The sequence below is a fragment of the Streptomyces sp. NPDC056296 genome, from assembly GCF_042268605.1.
Classification (GTDB): Bacteria; Actinomycetota; Actinomycetes; order Streptomycetales; family Streptomycetaceae; genus Streptomyces.
On record NZ_JBHJRX010000019.1, the window covers coordinates 100,260 to 120,570 of the forward strand.

The window sequence follows — 20,311 nt, forward strand, 5'->3', positions numbered from 1 at the left end:
CCGTCGCCGTCGGGCGCAGATCCGGTGCCTACCGCAGGAGCCGGGCGCGGAGCCGTGCCAGGGTCCGGGTGTCCAGACCGAGGCCCTCCGTCAGATAGCCGTACAGATCGCCGTAGTCCTCCTCGGCCTGTTCCAGCGCCGCCTCGAGATAGTCCTCGCGGACTTCCTGGAGGGGGATGAGCAGGTCCGGGTCGCGCATGTAGCCGGACTTCCTCAGCTCCTCGCGGACCTTGCGGTCAGGCTCGCGGCAGAAGGTGTTGGAGAGCAGGAAGTCCCTTTCGGCGGTCTCGGCCGGGACGCCGGCGGCGCGCAGCAGGAGATAGCTCATCCAGCCGGTGCGGTCCTTGCCGGAGGTGCAGTGGTAGAGCAGCGGTGTGTGCCCTTGGCGCGCGCCACGTCCCTCACCACCGTGGCGAACTGGCGTCGATTGTCCGCGTCGGTGACGAAGGTGCGATAGATGGACCGCATCATCCGCTCGGCCTTGCCGTCACCGAGCGCCGCCTGCTGCTCGACCGGGTCCTTGGAACCGATGACCTCCGTCGTCCTGGCGTACAGCCCCAGATCGTCCACCGGCCGGGAGGCCGCGGTGACGCCTTCCGGGAGGCGGTCGGCGCCGTCGCGCCGGACCTCTGCCGGGAGACGGAAGTCCACCACGGTACGCAGTTTCAGCCCGGACAGCTTCGAGAGGTCCCGGTCGGTGAGCCTGGCGAGCGCGTCGGCGCGGAAGACCTGTCCGTAGCGCACCTGACGGCCCTTGCCGGTGCGGTACCCGCCGAGGTCGCGGACGTTGACCGCGCCTTGGAGCGCGATGTGGCGGACGGAGCCGGCGGCCGTGGTGGCCGGGCGCGAGGCGGCGGCGGTGGTCTGTGCCGTGGCCTCGGGCACCGCGCAGGCGGGGAGGGAACCGAGGAGGAAGGCGGACATCAACGCTCCGCCCGTACGACGGATACGGGAACCACGTATGCGAACAACTCCAAGCGGTGGGAGGGGACTTCTCCGGAAGGGTGGGGTGGAGAGGGGGCGGGGTGCGGGGCGCCGGGAGGGCGTCGCCCGGGAACGGGCACGGTGACCACCAAGCGTTTGTTTGGCGGAAGGTAGCAGCGCGCCACGGTTCCCGGGACCCTTCCGAGCCCGCACGCCGTCGCCTTTCCCGGTGAGCGGGAATTCGCGCTCCCCGCTCGCGCCGCGCCCCGCCTAGCCTCCCGGAACAGCTCGACGCCCACCGCGGAGGACCCCATCCCACACTGGAGGGACAAGATGACTGCTCTCAATGACGAGGTCCGGGTCATCGACGTGGGCCGCGCCGACGCCCGGGACCGGGCCGTCGAGCTGCTCCGGCAGGTCGGCATTCCCGAGCCCTCCCGGCGCGCCGGCCAGTACCCGCACGAACTGTCCGGCGGAATGCGCCAGCGCGTGGTCATCGCCATGGCCCTCGCCTGCGGCCCGCGGCTGCTCATCGCCGACGAGCCCACCACCGCGCTCGACGTCACGGTGCAGAAGCAGATCCTGGACCTGCTGGCCTCGCTCGCCGAGGAACTGCGCATGGCGACCGTTCTCATCAGCCACGACCTCGCCACCGTCGCGGGCCGCACCGACCGCGTCGCCGTCATGTACGCGGGCCGCCTCGTCGAGTACGCGGACACCGCCGCCGTCTTCGACCGCCCCCGCCACCCCTACAGCAGCGCCCTGATCGCGTCGATCCCGCGCCTGGACCTGCCCCCGCACACCCTGCTGCCCGCCATCGAGGGCCGCCCGCCCAACCTGCTGCACCCGCCCCCCCCGGATGCCGGTTCGCCCCGCGCTGCGACGCGGCGACCGACCGCTGCGCCACCGAGGCCCCCCGCCTCACCGGATACGCCGGTGACCGCGACGCCGGCGGCGTCGTCGCCTGCCACCACCCCCTGGGCGCCGCCGAGGAGGCCACCAGTGACCACCACCGAAGACGCCCCCGCGGCACCGGACCGCCGGCCCGCGCTGACGGCGGAGAACCTGGTCGTGGAGTTCCCGGCCGGACGCGGGCAGAAGGTGCACGCCGTCTCCGGCGTCACACTGGAGGTCGCGGCGGGCGAAACCCTCGGCATCCTCGGCGAGTCGGGCTGCGGCAAGTCCACCGTCGGGCGCTCCCTGATCCAGCTGCCGCCCCCCGACTCGGGCACCGTGCGCCTCGGCGACGTCACCCTCACCGGACTCGCCCCCCGTGAACTGCGCCGCGCCCGCGCCCGGATGCAGATCATCATGCAGGACCCGGTCTCCGCCCTGAACCCGCGCCGCAGGGTCAGGGACCTGGTGTGGGAGGGCCCGTCGATCTGGGGGGCCGGGAAGGACACCCGCGACAAGGACGTCCGCGTCGACGCCGCCCTGCGCGACGTCGGCCTCGACCCCGCGACCGTACGGGACCGCCGGCCCCACGAACTCTCCGGCGGCCAGTGCCAGCGGGTCTGCGTCGCCCGCGCCCTCATGCTCGACCCCGAGGTGCTGATCTGCGACGAACCCGTCTCCAGCCTGGACGTGTCCGTGCAGGCGCAGATCCTCAACCTGCTGGAGACGACGACCCGTCGGCGCGCGCTGAGCATGGTCTTCATCGCCCACGACGTGTCCGTGGTGAAGAACATCAGCGACCGGGTCATGGTCATGTACCTCGGCAAGGTCTGCGAGGTGCTGCCCTCCGACGGCATGCAGCACCAGGCCGCGCACCCCTACACCCGGCTGCTGCTCGCCTCCCTCCCCGAGGCCCAGCTCGGCACCGACCGGGCCGCCGCCACCGACGACGCTTCCGACCCGGCCGCCGAACTCCCCTCCCCCCTGAACCCGCCGTCGGGCTGCCGCTTCCGCACCCGCTGCCCGCTGGCCACCGAACGGTGCGCCGCCGAGGAACCCGCGCCGCGCGAGATCCGCCCCGGCCACCGGATCGCCTGCCACCACGCCGAACCGAGGAGGAACCACTCGTGACCACCAGCGAGACATCCGACACTCCCGACGCCTCCCACACCCCCGAGGCCCCCGACGTCCTGGCCCCCGCCAAGCTGGGCCCCGTCGAGCTGCGCAACCGCGTCATCAAGGCCGCCACCTACGAGGGACTCAGCCACAAGTCCCTGGTCACCAGGGACCTCGTCGACTTCCACGTCGCCTACGCCCGCGGCGGCGTCGGCATGACGACCGTCGCCTACTGCGCCGTCGCCAAGGAGGGACGCACCGACCGCCACCAGATCCACTGGACCGACGAGGCGATGCCGGGCCTGCGCGTCCTCACCGACGCCGTGCACGCCGAGGGTGCCGCGGTCTCGGCGCAGATCGGCCACGGCGGTCCCGTCGCCAACCCCAAGGGCAACGGCGCCCCCGCCCTCTCCCCGTCCAGGCACTTCCACGCCACCACCATCAGCCGGGCCCAGGAGATCGGCTGGGAAGTGGGCGCCGCCTTCCGCGAGTCCGACGTGCTGCTCAGCCCGACCCTCGCGCAGCCGACCCCGCTGCTCGGCACCCTCGACACGGCCGACCCGGAGTCGATCCACCGGCATGCCTCCGTCTACGCCGCCTTCACCAGCGTCCACAACGTCACCGGGATGCCGGCGATGTCCGTCCCCTTCGGCCGCGACGGCGAGGGCCTGCCGCTCGGGGCGCAGTTCGCCGCACCCCTCGGCGGAGAGGGCCTCCTGCTGGCGCTGGCGACGCAGCTGGAGGACGCGGCACCGTGGAGGGGAGTGGTGGCATCGGTCTCATAGGGAGAAAGTTGCTCGACCAGGAGCACAGACGCCGGCATCGCGCATGGATTGGCATCGATAACATTCTCTGCCATAGTTCCAACTTCCGATCGCTGGTGTCCTCCTCCCCTCCTGACCGCTGGAGCCGTCAAGTGAGCACCTCCTCCCCGGCCTCCCCGCCGCCGGCCGCGGCCACCCTGGCGTACGGCGACGGCGTCCTCCTGCGGGGCGGGCGCCCGCACCGCGTCCTGGCGGGCTCGCTGCACTACTTCCGGGTCCGTCCCGAGCAGTGGGCCGACCGGCTCCGGCGGCTGGCCGCCCTCGGCCTGAACACCGTGGACACCTACGTGCCGTGGAACTTCCACGAGCGCACCGAGGGTGCCGTCCGCTTCGACGGCCCGCGCGATCTGGCCCGGTTCGTCCGGCTCGCCCAGGAGGAGGGGCTGGACGTCATCGTGCGGCCGGGCCCGTACATCTGCGCCGAGTGGGACAACGGCGGTCTGCCGGCCTGGCTGACCGGTACTCCCGGCATGCGGCTGCGTACCTCCCACGGCCCCTTCCTGGCAGCGGTCGACCGCTGGTTCGACGAGCTGATCCCGCGCGTCGCCGACCTCCAGGCCGGTCGGGGAGGGCCGGTCGTGGCCGTCCAGATCGAGAACGAGTACGGCAGCTACGGCGACGACCAGGCCTATGTCCGCCACGTTCGTGACGCCCTCGTCGCGCGGGGCATCACCGAACTGCTCTACACGGCCGACGGACCGACCCCGCTGATGCAGGACGGCGGCGCCCTGCCGGGCGAACTGGCGGCGGCGACCTTCGGCTCACGTCCCGCTCAGGCCGCGGCGCTGCTGCGCTCGCGCCGGCCCGGGGAGCCGTTCTTCTGCGCCGAGTTCTGGAACGGCTGGTTCGACCACTGGGGCGAGAAGCACCACGTCAGGTCGGTCGAGAGCGCCGCCGAGGCCGTCGACGGCATCCTCGACGAAGGCGGCTCCGTGAGCCTCTACATGGCGCACGGCGGCACCAACTTCGGGCTGTGGGCGGGCGCCAACCACGACGGCGGCGGGATCCAGCCGACCGTCACCAGCTACGACTCGGACGCACCCATCGCCGAGAACGGCGCCCTGACACCGAAGTTCTTCGCCCTCAGGGAGAGGCTGACCGGGCTCGACGGCGCCGGAGCAAGGCGCCCGCTGCCCGCCGATCCGCCGCTGCTGGCACCCCGCGAACTCCCGGTCACCCGGCGAGCGGCCCTGCTGGCCGCGCTGCGCGCGGCGGCCGAACCGGTACCCGCACCGCTGCCCCTGAGCTTCGAGGAACTTTCCCTGGCCTCCGGCCTGGTCCTCTACGAGGCCGAGCCGCTGCTGCCGCCGGGGAGCCACGAACTGACCGTCACGGGTCTGCACGACCGTGCCCAGGTGTTCGTCGACGGCACACCCGTGGCCGTACTGGACCGCGAGAGCGCCTCGTTCACCGTCTCCGGCACCGGAGCGCGCGTCCGGCTGGCGCTGCTGGTGGAGAACCAGGGGCGGATCAACTACGGCCCGCTGCTCGGCCAGGGCAAGGGCATCCTCGGCGGGGTGCGGGTGGAACGCCGGCTGGTGCACGGCTGGACGATCCGTCCGCTGCCGCTCGACGAGTGGACACGACAGGACACGGCCCGCGCCGCCGCGGCGGCCCCGCCGGACGGCCGGGCCGGCTTCGCCACCGCCACCCTGTCCGTGGACGAGCCGGCGGACACCTTCGTCGCCCTGCCCGGTTTCGGGAAGGGCTTCCTCTGGGTCAACGGCACCCTGCTGGGCCGCTACTGGGAGATCGGACCGCAGGCCACGCTCTACCTGCCCGGCCCGCTGCTGCACCCAGGCGACAACACCCTGACCGTGCTGGAACTCGAACGCTTCGGCGCCCGGATCACCCTGCACGACCGACCCGGCCTCGGACCGGCGGAGGAGTACGTCGAGACGTTCGACTGACCTCCTCACGGCCTCGTGCGTCGGCAGGGCGTTCGCCCGGGGGGTAGCCCGTCGGCAGGTCCACCGGCACGCCGTACACCCGCATCTCCGCGGCGGCCGCGTACGGCTGCCCGTTGAGCGCGTTCAGCGCGGTGAACCGCACATGGGAGGCGCGCACCCGGTCGAAGGAGACCCGTTGCGTCCCCGGGACGTCCTTCAGGGTGCCGTCGGCCACGGTCGTCCACTCCTCGCCGTCCTGGGACACCGCCACCTCGTAGTCGGCGACGCGTCCGTTCTGGCCGCCGCTCTGCCGGCCCAGACAGCCGAAGCCGTCGATGTCGGCCGCGCCGTCGAGCTTCAGCGTCACCCAGTGCGGATACGGGGCCTGGGAGGCGGTGTAGTCGGTGTGCCAGATGGTGCCGGCGTCACCGTCGAGCACGTTGGACACCGGCCCTTCACCGGAACCGGAGGAGCCGTTCTCGGAGTCGGCGGTCGCGGTCATCGAGCCGGGCGAGAGCACGGGGTCGTCGGTCACCGCGGCCCGGGCGTCCGCCGACACGGTCTTGGTCGCCCCCGCGTGGGCGTACGTGGCCGTCACCTTCCAGGCGGGTGACGTGTCGGACGTGTCGGCCGGTGGTGTGAGGAGCCATGCGGTGCGCACGCTCGCGCCCGGCCGCACGCGCTCGAAGAGGTTGCCGTCCTTCTCCTTCACCTCGGCCTTCCAGCCCTCGGGCAGCCCCTGAAACCGGACACCGACGTTCACGGCGTCGGCCGACTCGTGGTTGGTGAACGTGGTGACGTACTCACCGGGCACGCCGGGGCTCAGCTCCGCGCCGGACGGGGCGGTGACACCGGCGCAGGCGGCCCCGGCATCGGCCTTGCCCAGGTCGGTCACGGTGAAGTCGTCGATCACCAGGTCCGTGCCCCGGGCACTGCCGAGCTTGCGCAGCCCGACCCAGGTGTCCCCGCAGCCGGCGACGATCTCACGGGAGTAGGTCGCCGTGTCCAGGGCCGGCTCCAGGACGTCACGGGTGATGTCCCGAGAGGCGGTCTTCCCGTCGGCGACCCGGTCCGCGCCGGTGACCCAGGCCCACTGGCCCTCGATGTTGGTCTGGTACGAGAAGGACACCTTGTACTTGTGGCCCTCCTCGAACGGCACCGTGGCGGGGGTCGTGCGGTGGACCAGCCCCGTGTTCTCCGCGTGGGACTTCAGCGAGTGCCGCCCGGCGAGCACGTCGTCGACCGCCTTGCCCTTCAACGCACCCGTGTCGTAGGGGGAGTAGGTGTTCTTCCACTCCTTCTGGCTGTAGGGCTCGTGCAGGTCGCTGACGCTCGTGCGGGGGTCGGTGACACCGCCGGCGTCGCCCTTGACGAACGGCCCCCAGCCCGGCTGGTTGCCCTCGAAGTCGTCATGGGCGATCACGGTGCCGTCCTCGCCGCGGGGGAGTGGCGCGGTGGTGTCCGCCATGACACGCACGTCGTCCAGGACGACCGGGGCACTGCCCGCGACGGCTCCGAGCTCCACGGTGACCTTGCCGCCACGCGGTGCCGTGAAGGCGACGGAGGCCCGCTGGGAGTAGGTGTCCCGCTTCTCGTCGGCCGCCATCTTGTTGATCGCCGGAGTGATGTCGAAGGTCTTCACCGCCAGGTCCTTGCCGCCGCGCACCCGGAGCGTGGTGTCCCGCCGCTCGCCGGGACCGATCTCGACGTCCGCGCCGAGCGTGTACCGCTTGCCCGGGGTGAGGCCGGAGATCTTCTGGGAGATGCCGGAGGCGTCGCCGCCCAGCCGGACGACGTTGTCGCCGTTGCCGGCCCGGACGATCTCCGCGCCGCCCCGCGCGTTCCAGTCGTCCAGGTCCCCGCCGTTGAAGCCCGGGTCGGACAGCCCGGTGAACTCGCCGTAGTGCGGGTCCTTGTGCGGCGCCTTGCCGCCGTTCGGCACCAGGACGTACGGCTGCCCCTTCTCGGCGGTGAGCGTCACCCGCCCGTCGTCGGCCTTCACCCCGGCCTTCTTCACCCGGCCCTGGTCGGTGAGTTCGTACAGGGTGAAGTTCTTGTTGCCCGCGAACTGCTCGGTCAGTTCGAAGGTGTGCGTGCCGCCGGAGGCGCTGTGGAAGTACATCTTGTCGGCGTCGCCGGGGGAGGAGGTGCCGTCGCCCTTCTTGGCGTTGCCCCACGGCAGCAGGTAGGTGTCGCCCTTGAGGACGACGGCGTCGCCCATGGAGATCCGCCGCTCGCCGTCGACGGACTTCACGCGCACGCCGCCGGTCAGCGTCGCGGACTTGCCGAGGTCCCAGTCCATCACCTGGTAGTGCTGGAGGAACTTGGTCGGCAGGTTGTCGGTCCAGATGTTGCGGTAGAAGGCGTTCCAGTCGTCCTGACCGGTCCAGCCCTCGAACTCGACGATGTTGGCGCCGCCGAGCAGCGGGTCGACGTTCCACACGTCGCGGTCGGAGTTGGACATGAAGCGGACGATGTTCGAGTTGATGCCCTTGTTGGTGGCGCCGCCGTAGTTCTTGTCGGCGGCCCAGTGCGACCACACCGAGGAGCCCTCGAACTTGTACGACCACTCGGTGGCGACCTCGAAGCCCATCTTCCGCAGTTCGGCGGCCAGTCCGTCGGCCAGCCAGCCGCTGGAGTAGTAGGCGTCGATGTAGACGGTCCTGATGCCCGGCGCCTCCTCACGGAGCTTCTTGAACCGGTCCAGGACGGCGCCGGTGCCGAGGTCCTTGCGCTGGTCGATGTGGTAGGCCTGGTTGAGCCAGTCCCAGCCGTTCTTCTGGCCCGCCACCAGTTCCTCGCTGAAGGTCTCCGCCTGCGCGTACGCCTCGGTGGCGTTGACGTGCACGGCGAAGTCGGCGTTGTATTCGGCGCCCGTTCCGGTGAGCCGGTTCAGATCCTTCAGGCCGCCCGCGCGGACGTTCTCGTTGCCGCCGTAGTCGGGGTGGGCGGAGTCGTGGCCCTCGCTCGCGTAGCCCTTCTCCAGCACCCACTGCCCGAGGTTGTCGGTGGCCATGGAGATGCGCTTGGTGTTGTCCAGCGTCTTCAGGAACGGATTGGTGGCCTGGCTCGCGAAGTTGAACGGGATCCGCTGCACCACCCGCTCCGGCACCCGGTCCGCGCCGAGCGGGCGCCGCATGTGCTCCCGGTGGGCGACCGCGCCGTCCTGCCAGTCGACCGTGCCGTCGTCGTTGGCGTCGGCGGCGAGGACCACGGTCGCCCGGGGCAGCTCGTAGGTGTCGACCCGCGGATCGGTCGCGCCCTCGGGCCGGTAGGTGTAGGTGCCGACCGACAGCTCCGCCCGTCGCCTGCCGTCGCCGGCGTCGACGACGCGCGACCGCAGGCGGGTGTTCCAGTTGGTGTTGTCGTTCTGCGGCGAATCCTCGGTCGCGTTGGTGATGACGCCCGCCGACAGCTGCGAGTTGCCGACGAACGCGTACGGGGTGCCGACGGGCTCCTTGTCCGGGGCCGTGTCGGCGGTGATGGGGATGAACCGGTCGGCGGTCGTCGTCGAGTCCGTGGAGATCTTCGTCCGGGCGAGGTTCGCGCCCGGTTCGGAGGAGTCCACCGAGACGAGGGACTGACCGGGGATCGAGAGGGTGCGCACCGTCGCGGCGGCCTCCCCGGAGATCTTCTCGACGGCGAAGACGACCGTCGTCTCCTCGGTCACCGTGATGGTCGAGGTGATGGTGAGGTGGGGCAGGTCCTCGAAGGTGGACGTGTAGGTCGCCCTGCCGTCCTTCGCCCGCATGGTCGTGGTGGCGCGGTGCGGTGTGCCGTTGATGGTGAAGCTGTCCAGGGCGGACGCCTGCCCGCCGAGGCCGCGCTCACCCAGCCGGTACGAGATGACCTGGGGGAACTCCTTCGCCACGGTGACGGTCAGCCCGCCGCGGCTCAGCTCCACCGGCGTCCCCGCCGGCGCCGGGGCGGCGACCGCCCGGGGCAGAGCCGCGCCCGCGGGGACCGCGGCGGTCGACAGCATGCCGAGGGTGAGGCCGAGCGCCGCGGCGACGGCGCCGGGGCGTGGCACTCGTCCGCGCCCCGGTGGGCGAGGTGATGGGGACGTCATGGTTTCCACTTGGTGCTTCCTCCTCGGATCGGATGAGGGACGGAGACGGCGGCGAGTTCGTGACGCGCGGCCGGCACCGGCCCGGAGACGCGGGCGAGGGGCGGGCAGGGGGAGGACGCGCCGGGGGCCGGTCGCGCGGTACCGGCGGAGCGGGCAGCAGTGGGCGCACATCGAGGCGGTTGGGCGCGGGGTCCTCCCGGGCCGGAGCGCCGTTCATGGGGCCGCCTGCGATGTTATCGCTGCCACCCTGGTGCCATTCCGCCTCCTCGGCGTCGGCTACGGCTCTCCGCACGGAACCGATCGGCTCGGCTCCATGCGCTGGCGGGAACTATGGCAGACAATGTTATCGATGCCAATAGTGCTAACGAATAGTGCTCACGTGGCTAGACTGCCGTGCGGGACCACCATCTGCGACGGCGCGGCCAGGACCGCGTCGTCTCCGGAGAGGCGAGCGATGTCATCGGAAACACCGGCGGCCGGCAAGAGGCCCGTGAGCAGGCCGACGGCCGACGACGGCGTCGCGCGGCAGCCCGGCATGGCGGACGTGGCCCGGCTCGCCGGGGTCTCCGCCCAGACGGTGTCCCGGACCCTGGCCGGTCATCCCAACGTCCAGCAGAAGACCCGCGCCAAGGTGCTCGCCGCCGTCGAACAGCTCGGCTACCGCAAGAACAACGCGGCGCGCGTGCTGTCGTCGGGGCGCAGCCGGACGATCGGCGTCGTGACGCTGCAGACCAACTTCTACTCGCGCACGAACCTGACCTTCGGCATCGAGACCGCGGCACGCGAGGCCGGGTACGCGGTCAGCACCGCGACCACCGCGTCGCTGGACACCGCGGCCATCGAGGGGGCGTTGTCCCGGCTGGCGGAGCAGGGCGTCGAGGGGGTCATCCTCTCGGTGCCGCTGGTCCATGTGAGCCCGAGGATCGAGCAGCTCACCCGCTCGGTGCCGACCGTCACCGTCGACGGATCGAGGACCTCGGCCACCGAGGTCGTCGCCGTCGACCAGACCCTGGCGGCACGTCTGGCGACACGTCATCTGATCGGGCTGGGCCACGAGACCGTCTGGCACGTCGCGGGGCCCGAGGAGTGGCTCGACGCCGCCAGCCGCCGCGTCGGCTGGCGCGACACCCTGGAGGAGGCCGGACTGTCCGTGCCGCCGGTGCTGGAGGGCGACTGGACACCCGCCTCCGGGTACCGCAACGGGCTGATCCTGGGCAAGATTCCCGACGTCACCGCGGTGTTCGTGGCGAGCGACGAGATGGCCTTCGGGGTGATCCGCGCCCTGCACGAACTCGGCCGGAGGGTGCCCGAGGACATCTCCGTCGTCGGTGTGGACGACATCGCGCTGGCGGAGTACTGCTCGCCCTCGCTGACCACGGTGGCCCAGCCGTTCACCGAGATGGGGGCCCTCGCGGTCGGCCACCTGCTGCGGCACATCGCGGACCCGGGGGCGGCGCCGGAACCCGCGTCCGTCCAGCCCACGTTGATCGTCCGCGCCAGCACGGCGCCGGCCGATGACGACCCCGCCGCCCCGGGACGGACGAGAACCGACCTCGCTCAGTGAAGTGACGTCGTCCCGATCCGCCGGGTGGCGGTCCGCCGCCGGGGGCGCACGAGGGGGGCGAGTGTCCAGCGGCCCGGTCCGATGGCGGCGATGAGCAGGAAGGACCAGCAGAACATGGCTGCCGTCTCGCCGCCGTTCTCGATGGGGAAGAGCGCGTCGGGCTGGTGCTCGGTGAAGTAGGCGTACGCCATGGACCCGGAGCACAGGACGGCCGCGACCCGGGCCCCCGCTCCGCACAGAACCACAGTGCCGCCGAGCAGTTGGATGACGGCCGCCCACCAGCCGGGCCACTCGCCGAGGCCGGGCCCGGCTCCGTGCGGACCACCCAGCACGTCGAACAGGGTGGCGGCGCCATGACAGGCGAACAGCAGGCCTACGACGATGCGGAAGAGTCCGATCACGTGCTCCCGGCTTCTTTCCAGTGCTTCCACAGGGGGCTCCTCTCTCGCTGGGCGATCTCGGCAGGACGTTGCGCAGGCCCTTGACCGGATCCCGTCGATGACTATGGTCTAGACCTAGTGCCGCTAGGTCTAGACCTATATCGGCCTCCGTCCCCGGTCTCCACCGCCGGTCGCGCCCGGTGGTGAGGGGCCTCGCGGGCGGCGGCATCGACGCTTTCGAGGAAAGGGCATGGCATGAACACGAAAAGACGGACGGCTTTCGCGGTCGGAGCGCTGGTGGCTCCCTTGCTCGCCGTCAGCCTTCCGGCCGGCACGGCGAACGCCCACGGCTGGGTGACCTCACCCGGCAGTCGACAGGACCAGTGCGCCGCGGGCATCGTCGACTGCGGCCAGATCAAGTACGAGCCGCAGAGCGTCGAGGGGCCGAAGGGCCTGCGCAGCTGCAGCGGCGGGAACAGCCAGTTCGCCGAACTGGACGACGACAGCAAGGGCTGGCGGGTCACCCCGGTCGGTACGACGCACACCTTCACCTGGCACCACACGGCACGGCACGCCACCGACACCTGGCAGTACTTCATCGGCAGCCAGAAGGTCGCCGAATTCGACGGCCACGGCGCACAGCCCGCTCCGGACGTCAGCCACCAGGTGAACTTCGGCGGCTTCACCGGCCGTCAGAAGGTACTCGCGGTCTGGAACGTGGCGGACACCGGCAACGCCTTCTACTCCTGCATCGACGTCAACATCGGCGGTGACGGTGGCGGCGACGACGGCGGCGGCGACGGTGGAGGCGATCCGGGCGACTGCACCGCCCCGCCGTGGAACGACGGGAGCGTCTACACCGGCGGCGACACGGTCTCCTTCGGCGGCCACAACTGGCGCGCCAAATGGTGGGTGACGGGCGAGGAGCCCGGCACCTCCGGTGAGTGGGGCGTCTGGGAAGACCTCGGAGCCTGCACGGCCGCGTGACCGTGGCCGGGTCGGCGCGCGCTCGGCGGGGCGCACGCCGACCCGGTACCGTCAGCGACCTTCCGGCCGGGACGTTTCGTGGGGCAACGTGGGCAGGTACCGGGGCGCCCGCCAGGCGTCCAGCCGGTCCTCCACCGCCGCGCCCAGCGACAGCAGTTCGGCGTCCTGGTGGTCGCCGGCCATCAGAAGCACGCCGACCGGCAGTTCGCCGACGAACCCGGCGGGCACGGAAAGCGACGGGTACCCGGCGACGGCGGCCGGGGTGGAGGACGGGATGACGTCGTTGTCGCCCCGTGCGCAGTCGGTCGTCCACGCGGGCGGATTCGTCGGGGAGGCGATGGCGTCCAGGTCGTGCTCGGTCATGGTCTCGTCGATGGAGCGCCGGGAGAGGTCCGTCAACTCGGCGCGCATGGCCCGGTATCGCGGGTCGGTGGTCTCGGGAGCGGCCAGGGCCTGCTCGAACAGTTCCTGACCGGCGAAGCAGGTCCGCTCGGCCGGGTGTGTGCGGTTGAACTCGATCAGCTCGGCGAGGTTCCGGGGCCCGTCCCGGGTGGCGAGGTAGGCGTCGATGTCCCGGTGGAACTCGCTCAGCAGCGCCGGGAACTCGAGTTCGGCGAGCCGCTCCTGGTACGGCGGGGTCACCTCGACGACCCGGGCCCCCGCGGCGCGCAGCCGTGCCGCCGTGCCGGTCATCAGGGCGTCCACCTCCGTGCCGAGCGAGGGAAGCCGCCACAGGCCGATCCGCTTGCCGCGCAGACCGCCGGGACGCGGGCCCGCGTCCGTGAGGCCGAGAGCGCTGCCCGCCCGCACGGTGTCCCGGCCAGTGAGCACCGAAAGCGTGAGCGCCGTATCGATCACGTTGCGTGCCATCGGGCCGGCCGTGTCCTGCTCGGCGGAGATCGGGACGATACCGGACTGGCTGACCAGGCCGAGGCTGGGCTTGTGGCCGACCACCCCGTTCATCCCGGCCGGGCACACGATGGAGCCGTCCGTCTCGGTGCCGATCGCCACCTGCGCCAAGGACGCGGCGAGCGCGGCGGCCGAACCGGAGGACGAACCGCAGGGGTTCCGGTCCAGCACATACGGGTTGTTGGTCTGCCCGCCCACCGCGGACCACCCCGACGTCGGTTTCGCCGCGCGGAAGTTGGCCCATTCGGACATGTTGGTCTTGCCGAGGATCACCGCGCCCGCCGCCCGCAGTTTCCCGACCAGGACCGCGTCCGTTTCCGGCGGGCTGGTGGCCAGGGCCAGCGACCCGGCCGTAGTCGGCATGTCGCGGGTGTTCACATTGTCCTTGAGCAGGACGGGGATGCCGTCGAGCGGGCCGCGGACCTCGCCGTGACGATGCCTGGCGTCGCTGGCGGCGGCCTGGCGCAGGGCCGTCGGGCTGGTGCGCAGCACAGCGTCGAGCTTCGGGTCGATGGCCTCGATCCGGCGCAGATACGCCCGGGTCAGCGCCGACGAGGTCAGCGACCCGCGCTTCATGCGTGCCTGCAACTCGGGGATCGTCACCGTGTCGAGGTCCCCCCCGTCGACGAGGGGCGCGAGGGGCGCGAGGGGCGCGAGGGGCGCGAGGGGCGCGAGGGGCGCGTCGGCGGACGGCGACGGACCGGCGGTGCCCGGTTCGGCGGCCGCCGCGCGCTGCCCCGGCGCACCCGCCGCTAAGAGAGGGGTGACGACCAGGGCAGCGGTCAGCGCCGCAAGGCTTCTCTTCTTCATGGGGACAGCCCACTGCACGGCACCACGCGGCGCAAGGGGCACTCGTACGGCCTCGACTCCCACTTCGGTCCGGGACGTTTCTACGTACGGAACCGTGACAGCACCGAAAGGGTTCTGTTTTCCTGGAAGAAGGTAAAACAGAGGTATAGAGGTTACGCCCAGCCATTCGCGTACCCGCACCCTCCAGGAGGGGGTCGTAATGGATCCATGGCTGATCTGGTTGATCGTCGCGGTGGTGCTGATCGTGGCGGAGATCTTCACTCTCACCGCCGCGCTCGGAATGCTGGGCGCGGCCGCGCTGATCACGGCCGGGTCCGCCGCGGCCGGACTTTCACCGCCTTTCCAGTTCGTGGTCTTCACCGTCGTCGCCACGGTCACCCTCCTTTTCGTGCGCCCCATCGCGCTGCGCCACGTCATCCAGCCCCAGAGAGAGCGGTTCGGGGTGGAAGCGCTGGTCGGGAAAGCCGCCTACGTCGTCTCCGAGGTGACGGGCATGGAGGGCAGGGTCCGTATCGGCGGTGAGGAGTGGACGGCCCGTTCCTATGACGAGACGCTGGTGATTCCGCGGGGAACGACCGTCGACGTCATGGAGATCAGCGGTTCCACCGCGCTCGTCTACCCCCGGGAGTGACCATGGAAGTCTCGGCGTTCCTCGTCGCCGGTGTGATCGTCGCGCTTCTCGCGGTTTTCACCGTGGTGCGGGCGGTACGCATCGTGCCCCAGGCCCGCGCCCGCAACGTCGAACGGCTCGGCCGCTACCACCGCACCCTGAAACCCGGCCTGAGCCTCGTCATTCCGTACATCGATCGCGTCTACCCGGTGATCGATCTTCGGGAACAGGTCGTCTCCTTCAAACCGCAGCCGGTCATCACCGAGGACAACCTGGTCGTCGAGATCGACACCGTGCTGTATTTCCAGGTCACCGATCCACGCGCGGCCTTCTACGAGATCGCCAGTTTCCTCCAGGCGGTCGAGCAGCTCACCGTCACCACTTTGCGCAATGTCGTGGGTTCCATGGATCTGGAGAAGACCCTCACGTCACGCGACACCATCAACAGCCAGCTCCGCGGTGTGCTCGACGAGGCCACCGGTAAATGGGGGCTGCGAGTGAACCGGGTGGAGATCAAGGCCATCGACCCCCCGCAGTCCATCAAGGACGCGATGCAGAAGCAGATGCGGGCCGAGCGGGACAAGCGGGCCGCCATTCTCGGCGCCGAAGGGCAGCGCCAGTCGCAGATCCTCACCGCCGAGGGCGACAAGCAGGCCGCCGTCCTGCGCGCGGAGGGCAACCGCACCGCCGAGATCCTCAAGGCCGAGGGACAGTCCCGGGCGATCGACGAGGTCTTCCAGGCCGTGCACCGCAACGACCCCGACCCCAAACTCCTCGCCTACCAGTACCTCCAGGTGCTGCCCCAGCTCGCCCAGGGGTCGGGCAGCACCTTCTGGGTCATCCCCAGCGAGGTCACCTCCGCACTCCAGGGGGTCTCCCGCGCCTTCACCGAAGCGCTGCCCCAGTCGCCCGCCACCCGCGAGAAGGACTCCGACGACGGCGCGGCCCAGGCGGCCGACGACACGGCGCAGGCCGCGGAGGCGGCCGCCCAGGCCCTCGCCGACGCGGCCAAGGCCAACAGGGTGCCGTCCGAGGCGCTGCGCCCCGCCCCCCTGCCCGAGGACCGCTGAGATCGTCCCCGGCCGTCGCGTGGGGCACACTCGGGTGTAGGGGTGTGTCCCTGAGGATCATTGCGAGGCCCGCATGTTCGATGTGCCGTTCTGGCTCTGGATAGCCTTCGCCGCCACCGTCGTCGTGTCGCTCGCCGTCGACCTGCTGGCCCACCGCGACACGCACGTCATCGGCTTCAAGGAAGCCGCGGCCTGGAGCGCGCTGTGGGTCGGCCTCGCCCTCGTCTTCGGCGGGGTCGTCTTCCTCGTCCTCGGCGGGACGGCGGGCACGGAGTACACCACCGCGTGGCTGCTGGAGAAGAGCCTCTCGGTCGACAACCTCTTCGTCTTCGCCCTGATCTTCGCCTACTTCAAGGTGCCCCGCGCCTACCAGCACCGTGTTCTCTTCTTCGGCGTCATCGGCGCCCTGGTGTTCCGGGGCATCTTCCTCGCCGCGGGCGTGGCCGTGGTCAGCCGGTTCACCGCCGTTCTGTTCGTCTTCGCGGCCATTCTCTTCTACAGCGTCTACAAGATCCTCAAGGGTGAGGAGGAGAGCTTCGACCCGGGCAAGAGCTTCGCCGTCCGGCTGCTGCGCAAGGTCATCCCCGTGCGGGACACCTACGCGGGCCCGAAGTTCTTCGTGAAGGAGGCGGGCAAGCGGGTGGCGACGCCGCTGCTCGCCGTCGTCGCCGCGATCGAGGCGGCCGACCTGATCTTCGCCGTGGACAGCGTGCCGGCCGTGCTCGCCGTCAGTGACGACGCCTTCATCGTCTACACCAGCAACGCCTTCGCCATCCTCGGCCTGCGGGCCCTGTACTTCCTGCTGTCGGGGCTTCTGGACCGCTTCCACTACCTGAGCAAGGGCCTGGCGATCATCCTCGGCTTCATCGGCGTCAAGCTCATCCTCCAGGCGCTCCACAAGATGGTCAGCCCCTCCGTGCCGGAGATCCCCTCCCCGGTGAGCCTGGCGGTCATCGTCGTGGTCCTGACCGTTTCGGTGATCCTGAGCCTGCGACGCCCCGCCGACACGGCCGACGGGGCCGACGGGGCCGGCGAGGACACGGACGGCCCGGACGAGGAGGAGGCCCTGGCGCCACCCCCAGGAGGGCGGCAGGACCCCCGGTGAAGCCCGACGCGGCACAGGACTGGTCCCCCCGGACATGGGAACGTAAAGTAGGGGCAAAAGCTTCTAAAAGGCTCTTCCTAGCGTGGACGTGAGAATCATGAGCAGTCACACGCAGCACACGAAGACGACACAGGCCGAACCGCGGCAGGCCGACGTGCAGCGCGGGCACACCTGCCCGTCCTGCGGCCACCACGTCCCGGCGGAGATCAAACGGCACAAGACCCTCGGGATCTACGTCCCGGAGTGGCACCGGGGCACCTGCCGGAACCCCGACTGCGCCGAGTCCGCACCCGACCGGCATCAGTAACCGCCGGTTCACCACAACGACGCGGCCCCCAGCCTGCCGACGACCTCCGCCGGCAGGCTGCCGCCGTGCGCTCCTCGGCGCCGCGAGACCTGGCACGACCCGACCGCGCCGGGCACAGGATGTCGGGTCCCAAAGGACGCGGGCTCCCTAACGTGATGAGCGAAAGGGAAGGAGCCCGGGGTGCTGGAACGCCTGAACCAGGCCATGGAACACATCGAGGCGCATCTCGACCGGCCGGTCGACGTCGCCGAACTCGCGCGCATCGCGGTGACGTCGGAGTACCACTTCCGGCGCATGTTCTCCGCGCTGTCCGGCATACCGCTCTCGGAGTACGTCCGCCGCAGGCGGCTGACCGTGGCGGGCGCCGAGGTGCTCGCCGGTGAGCGGACGCTGCTGGACATCGCGGTCCGCTGCGGCTACGGCTCGGGCGAGGCCTTCGCGCGGGCGTTCCGCGCCATGCACGGTGTGGGCCCGGGCGAGGCCCGGCGAACCGGCGCGGCTCTGCAGTCCCAGCCCCGGATGTCCTTCCGCCTCATCATCGAAGGGAGCAGCAGCATGCGATACCGGGTCCAGGACAAGGAGGAATTCCGTGTCGTCGGGAAGAAGGCCCGCGTCCCCCTGGTCCACGAGGGGGCCAACCCCGCGATCGCCCAGTTCATCCGGGGCATCGGTCCCGGCACGCTGGAGCGGATCACGTCGCTCTCCGACCAGGAGCCGGAAGGGATCGTAGGGGTCTCCGACCAGATCGACCCGAGCCGCGCGGAGGGCACCGAACTCGACTACTACCACGGCGTCGTGACCCGCGCGGAGACACCCCCGGACCTGGACGCCCTCCCGGTCGTGGCGGGGACGTGGGCCGTGTTCGAGAGCTCCGGTCCGTTCCCGCAGGCCCTCCAGTACCTGTGGCGGGACGTGTTCACGCAGTGGTTCCCCTCGAACCCGTACCGGAGCAGGCCCGGCCCCGAGATCCTGCGCGTCCGTCTGTCGGACGACGGGGCGCAGGCCGACGCGGAGCTGTGGATTCCCGTGGAGCGGACCACCACCGCCTGAGCGGCCGGGCCCGCTCCGAGGCGGCCCTCCGACGCGTACGCACGCTCTTCTCAGCCGACGGCCGGTCCGGTGACGGGCCGGCCCTCGCTGTCGTAGGGCCAGACGTTGGTCCGGCACCCGTGCAGTCCCTTGATCTGCTGCATCATCACCGGAGCGGGCTGCCCGGCCCCGGGGCACCCCTCGTGGCCGTGGCCGAGGAAGTGCCCGACCTCGTGGTTGATGATCAGGGCCCGGTAGGACGTCACGTCGTCCGCGTAGTACTGCGTGGCCAGCAGCCACCGTTTGAGGTTGACCATGACGTCCTGACCCACGTTGCAGTTGACCTCGCCGCCGGTGTCCAGACCGTACTGGCCGCATATGTCGTCCACCGTCTCCGCCGTGGCGAGGCGTACCCGGAAGTCGGACGTGCCGCCGGACACCCGCCGGAACCCGACCTTCCCGTCGGCCGTCCAGCCCCGCTCGTCGGCGAGGATCCGCTCGACCTCGGTCGCGACGTCCCGCGCCGGGATCCCGATGCCGTCCTCGACCTGGACCACGTAGGTCAGCGTCCGCCCGCTCCCGCCGACCCGGTCGCCGCCGCCGCTCGCGGTGGCGAACGTCCCCGGGCCCGACGACGGAATCGAGCCGGGATCCGGGCGGCTCTCTGACCCCTCCTCCTTCTTTTCCTTCTTCTTCTCCTTCTCCGTCCCGACCTCGGGCTCGTCCTCCTTCGCCGCCTCCGTCTCGACGACCTCGCGCGACGCGGGCCGCTCGGACGCCGAGGACGGCCCGGCGGCATCGGTCGCGTCTGTCGCGTCGACGGAGCGAGGGGAGGTGTCCGCGCGCTCCTTGAGGACCAGACCGCCGGCGAGCAGCAGCACGACGCCGGCCGCGAGCCCCGCCCACAGCCTCGGCGGCTTCCCGCCCCGTCGGCGGCGGGCGCGGCTGCCGCGGCCGCGTCGGTGGCCCGCGTCGGAGGTCGGCGAGGACGTCGATCGGTGCTCGTTCATGATCACGAAGCGTGCCGTCGTCGTGTGATCGCCCGTGGACGGCTTTTGGACCGCTGTGTAACAGCCGCCACCCACGCGCGGACGTTCGCACGTTCATACGCATACTGAGATCCATGCCACGGGTCCTGATCATCGAAGACGACCGCGCCGTCCGGGAGGGCGTGCGCCTCGCCCTGCGCCGCCAGGGACACGAGGTCGCCGCGGCCGCCACGGGCGAGGACGGACTGGAGCAGCTGCGGTCCTTCAGGCCCGACGCCGTGGTCCTCGACCTGATGCTGCCGGGCGTGTCCGGCCTGGAGGTGTGCCGACGGATACGCGCCCACGACCAGGTGCCGATCATCATGGCCACCGCCCGCGGTGACGACACCGACATCGTCGTCGGACTGGAGGCCGGAGCGGACGACTACGTGGTCAAGCCGGTCCGCGCCCGCGTACTGGACGCACGCATCCGCGCGGTGCTGCGCCGCGTGGGCGGCGCGTCGGACGAGCACGGCACGCCCCGCACCGAACACCACGGTGACCTGGTCATCGACCGGGCCGGACTCACCGTCACCCACCAGGGGCGGCCCGTCGCCCTCGGCCCCTCCGAACTGCGGCTGCTGCTCACGCTGTCCGCCTCGGCCGGGCAGGTGTTCAGCCGCCAACAGCTCCTGGAAGCCGTCTGGGAGCACAGCTACCACGGGGACGCGCGGCTCGTGGACGCCTGCGTCAAGCGCCTGCGGGCCAAGATCGGCGAACCCGCGGGCAGACCCCGTTACGTCCACACCGTGCGCGGCTTCGGCTATCGGTTCGGGACCCGGTGAGAGTTCCCCGG

17 protein-coding genes are annotated in these 20,311 nt (G+C 71.2%); 11 read left to right on the forward strand and 6 right to left on the reverse strand.

Translation table 11 applies throughout. The features are described from left to right. Positions 1 to 28: 28 nt before the first annotated feature. Positions 29 to 328, reverse strand: coding sequence for a tyrosine-protein phosphatase (locus ACFCZF_RS16435; RefSeq protein ID WP_376672231.1), 300 nt, complete (start codon positions 326 to 328; stop codon positions 29 to 31). Next, a complete protein-coding gene (locus tag ACFCZF_RS16440; protein WP_376672232.1) occupies positions 325 to 924 on the reverse strand; it encodes a tyrosine-protein phosphatase in 600 nt (199 codons plus the stop codon). The genes ACFCZF_RS16435 and ACFCZF_RS16440 overlap by 4 nt, the downstream gene beginning before the upstream one ends. 333 nt (positions 925 to 1,257) lie before the next feature. On the opposite strand from ACFCZF_RS16440, the gene ACFCZF_RS16445 reads away from it, so the two are divergent. The 3 genes from ACFCZF_RS16445 (at position 1,258) to ACFCZF_RS16455 (ending at position 5,668) form a co-directional block, all read left to right on the forward strand. Beyond that, positions 1,258 to 2,949: a dipeptide ABC transporter ATP-binding protein gene (locus ACFCZF_RS16445; RefSeq protein WP_376672233.1), complete on the forward strand. Its 1,692-nt coding sequence runs from the start codon at positions 1,258 to 1,260 to the stop codon at positions 2,947 to 2,949. Continuing rightward, positions 2,946 to 3,719, forward strand: coding sequence for an amidase family protein (locus ACFCZF_RS16450; RefSeq protein ID WP_376672234.1), 774 nt, complete (start codon positions 2,946 to 2,948; stop codon positions 3,717 to 3,719). The genes ACFCZF_RS16445 and ACFCZF_RS16450 overlap by 4 nt, the downstream gene beginning before the upstream one ends. Positions 3,720 to 3,850: 131 nt before the next feature. Continuing rightward, positions 3,851 to 5,668 (forward strand): glycoside hydrolase family 35 protein, encoded by a 1,818-nt coding sequence (locus ACFCZF_RS16455; RefSeq protein WP_376672235.1) that lies wholly within the window; start codon positions 3,851 to 3,853, stop codon positions 5,666 to 5,668. Here the strand turns inward: ACFCZF_RS16455 and ACFCZF_RS16460 are convergent. Next, the gene (locus tag ACFCZF_RS16460; protein WP_376672236.1) at positions 5,607 to 9,677 is read right to left on the reverse strand and encodes an endo-alpha-N-acetylgalactosaminidase family protein; all 4,071 of its coding nucleotides are present in this window, start codon (positions 9,675 to 9,677) and stop codon (positions 5,607 to 5,609) included. The genes ACFCZF_RS16455 and ACFCZF_RS16460 overlap by 62 nt on opposite strands. A 574-nt stretch (positions 9,678 to 10,251) precedes the next feature. On the opposite strand from ACFCZF_RS16460, the gene ACFCZF_RS16465 reads away from it, so the two are divergent. Next, positions 10,252 to 11,280 carry a LacI family DNA-binding transcriptional regulator gene (locus tag ACFCZF_RS16465; protein ID WP_376672260.1) on the forward strand — a complete coding sequence of 343 codons (1,029 nt, stop codon included), beginning with the start codon at positions 10,252 to 10,254 and terminating at the stop codon, positions 11,278 to 11,280. On the opposite strand, the gene ACFCZF_RS16470 is transcribed toward ACFCZF_RS16465, so the two are convergent. Then, positions 11,274 to 11,711 carry a DoxX family protein gene (locus ACFCZF_RS16470; protein WP_376672237.1) on the reverse strand — a complete coding sequence of 146 codons (438 nt, stop codon included), beginning with the start codon at positions 11,709 to 11,711 and terminating at the stop codon, positions 11,274 to 11,276. The two genes, ACFCZF_RS16465 and ACFCZF_RS16470, sit on opposite strands and share 7 nt — an antisense overlap. A 204-nt stretch (positions 11,712 to 11,915) precedes the next feature. On the opposite strand from ACFCZF_RS16470, the gene ACFCZF_RS16475 reads away from it, so the two are divergent. Beyond that, complete coding sequence (locus tag ACFCZF_RS16475; RefSeq protein ID WP_376672238.1) at positions 11,916 to 12,647, forward strand: lytic polysaccharide monooxygenase; 732 nt, start codon at positions 11,916 to 11,918, stop codon at positions 12,645 to 12,647. 51 nt (positions 12,648 to 12,698) lie between these two features. On the opposite strand, the gene ACFCZF_RS16480 is transcribed toward ACFCZF_RS16475, so the two are convergent. Continuing rightward, a complete protein-coding gene (locus ACFCZF_RS16480; protein ID WP_376672239.1) occupies positions 12,699 to 14,366 on the reverse strand; it encodes an amidase in 1,668 nt (555 codons plus the stop codon). Between the two features lie 199 nt (positions 14,367 to 14,565). Between ACFCZF_RS16480 and ACFCZF_RS16485 the strand changes: the two genes are divergently transcribed. From ACFCZF_RS16485 to ACFCZF_RS16505, 5 genes are all read left to right on the forward strand, one after another. Next, on the forward strand, positions 14,566 to 14,997 hold the full coding sequence (locus ACFCZF_RS16485) for an NfeD family protein (RefSeq protein ID WP_376672240.1): 432 nt from the start codon (positions 14,566 to 14,568) through the stop codon (positions 14,995 to 14,997). A 2-nt stretch (positions 14,998 to 14,999) separates the two neighbouring features. Continuing rightward, positions 15,000 to 16,046, forward strand: coding sequence for an SPFH domain-containing protein (locus ACFCZF_RS16490; RefSeq protein ID WP_376672241.1), 1,047 nt, complete (start codon positions 15,000 to 15,002; stop codon positions 16,044 to 16,046). 73 nt (positions 16,047 to 16,119) lie between these two features. After that, positions 16,120 to 17,151, forward strand: a complete 1,032-nt coding sequence (locus ACFCZF_RS16495) for a TerC family protein (protein WP_376672242.1) — start codon at positions 16,120 to 16,122, stop codon at positions 17,149 to 17,151. 97 nt (positions 17,152 to 17,248) lie between these two features. Further along, positions 17,249 to 17,458: a hypothetical protein gene (locus ACFCZF_RS16500; protein ID WP_375917514.1), complete on the forward strand. Its 210-nt coding sequence runs from the start codon at positions 17,249 to 17,251 to the stop codon at positions 17,456 to 17,458. Positions 17,459 to 17,638: 180 nt separating this feature from the next. Continuing rightward, entirely contained in the window at positions 17,639 to 18,508 is an 870-nt protein-coding gene (locus ACFCZF_RS16505) for a GyrI-like domain-containing protein (protein ID WP_376672243.1), read from the forward strand. A 50-nt stretch (positions 18,509 to 18,558) separates the two neighbouring features. On the opposite strand, the gene ACFCZF_RS16510 is transcribed toward ACFCZF_RS16505, so the two are convergent. Beyond that, positions 18,559 to 19,497 (reverse strand): DUF3152 domain-containing protein, encoded by a 939-nt coding sequence (locus ACFCZF_RS16510; protein WP_376672244.1) that lies wholly within the window; start codon positions 19,495 to 19,497, stop codon positions 18,559 to 18,561. Positions 19,498 to 19,610: 113 nt separating this feature from the next. Between ACFCZF_RS16510 and ACFCZF_RS16515 the strand changes: the two genes are divergently transcribed. Next, positions 19,611 to 20,300: a response regulator gene (locus ACFCZF_RS16515; protein ID WP_376672245.1), complete on the forward strand. Its 690-nt coding sequence runs from the start codon at positions 19,611 to 19,613 to the stop codon at positions 20,298 to 20,300. The last annotated feature ends 11 nt before the right edge of the window (positions 20,301 to 20,311 follow it).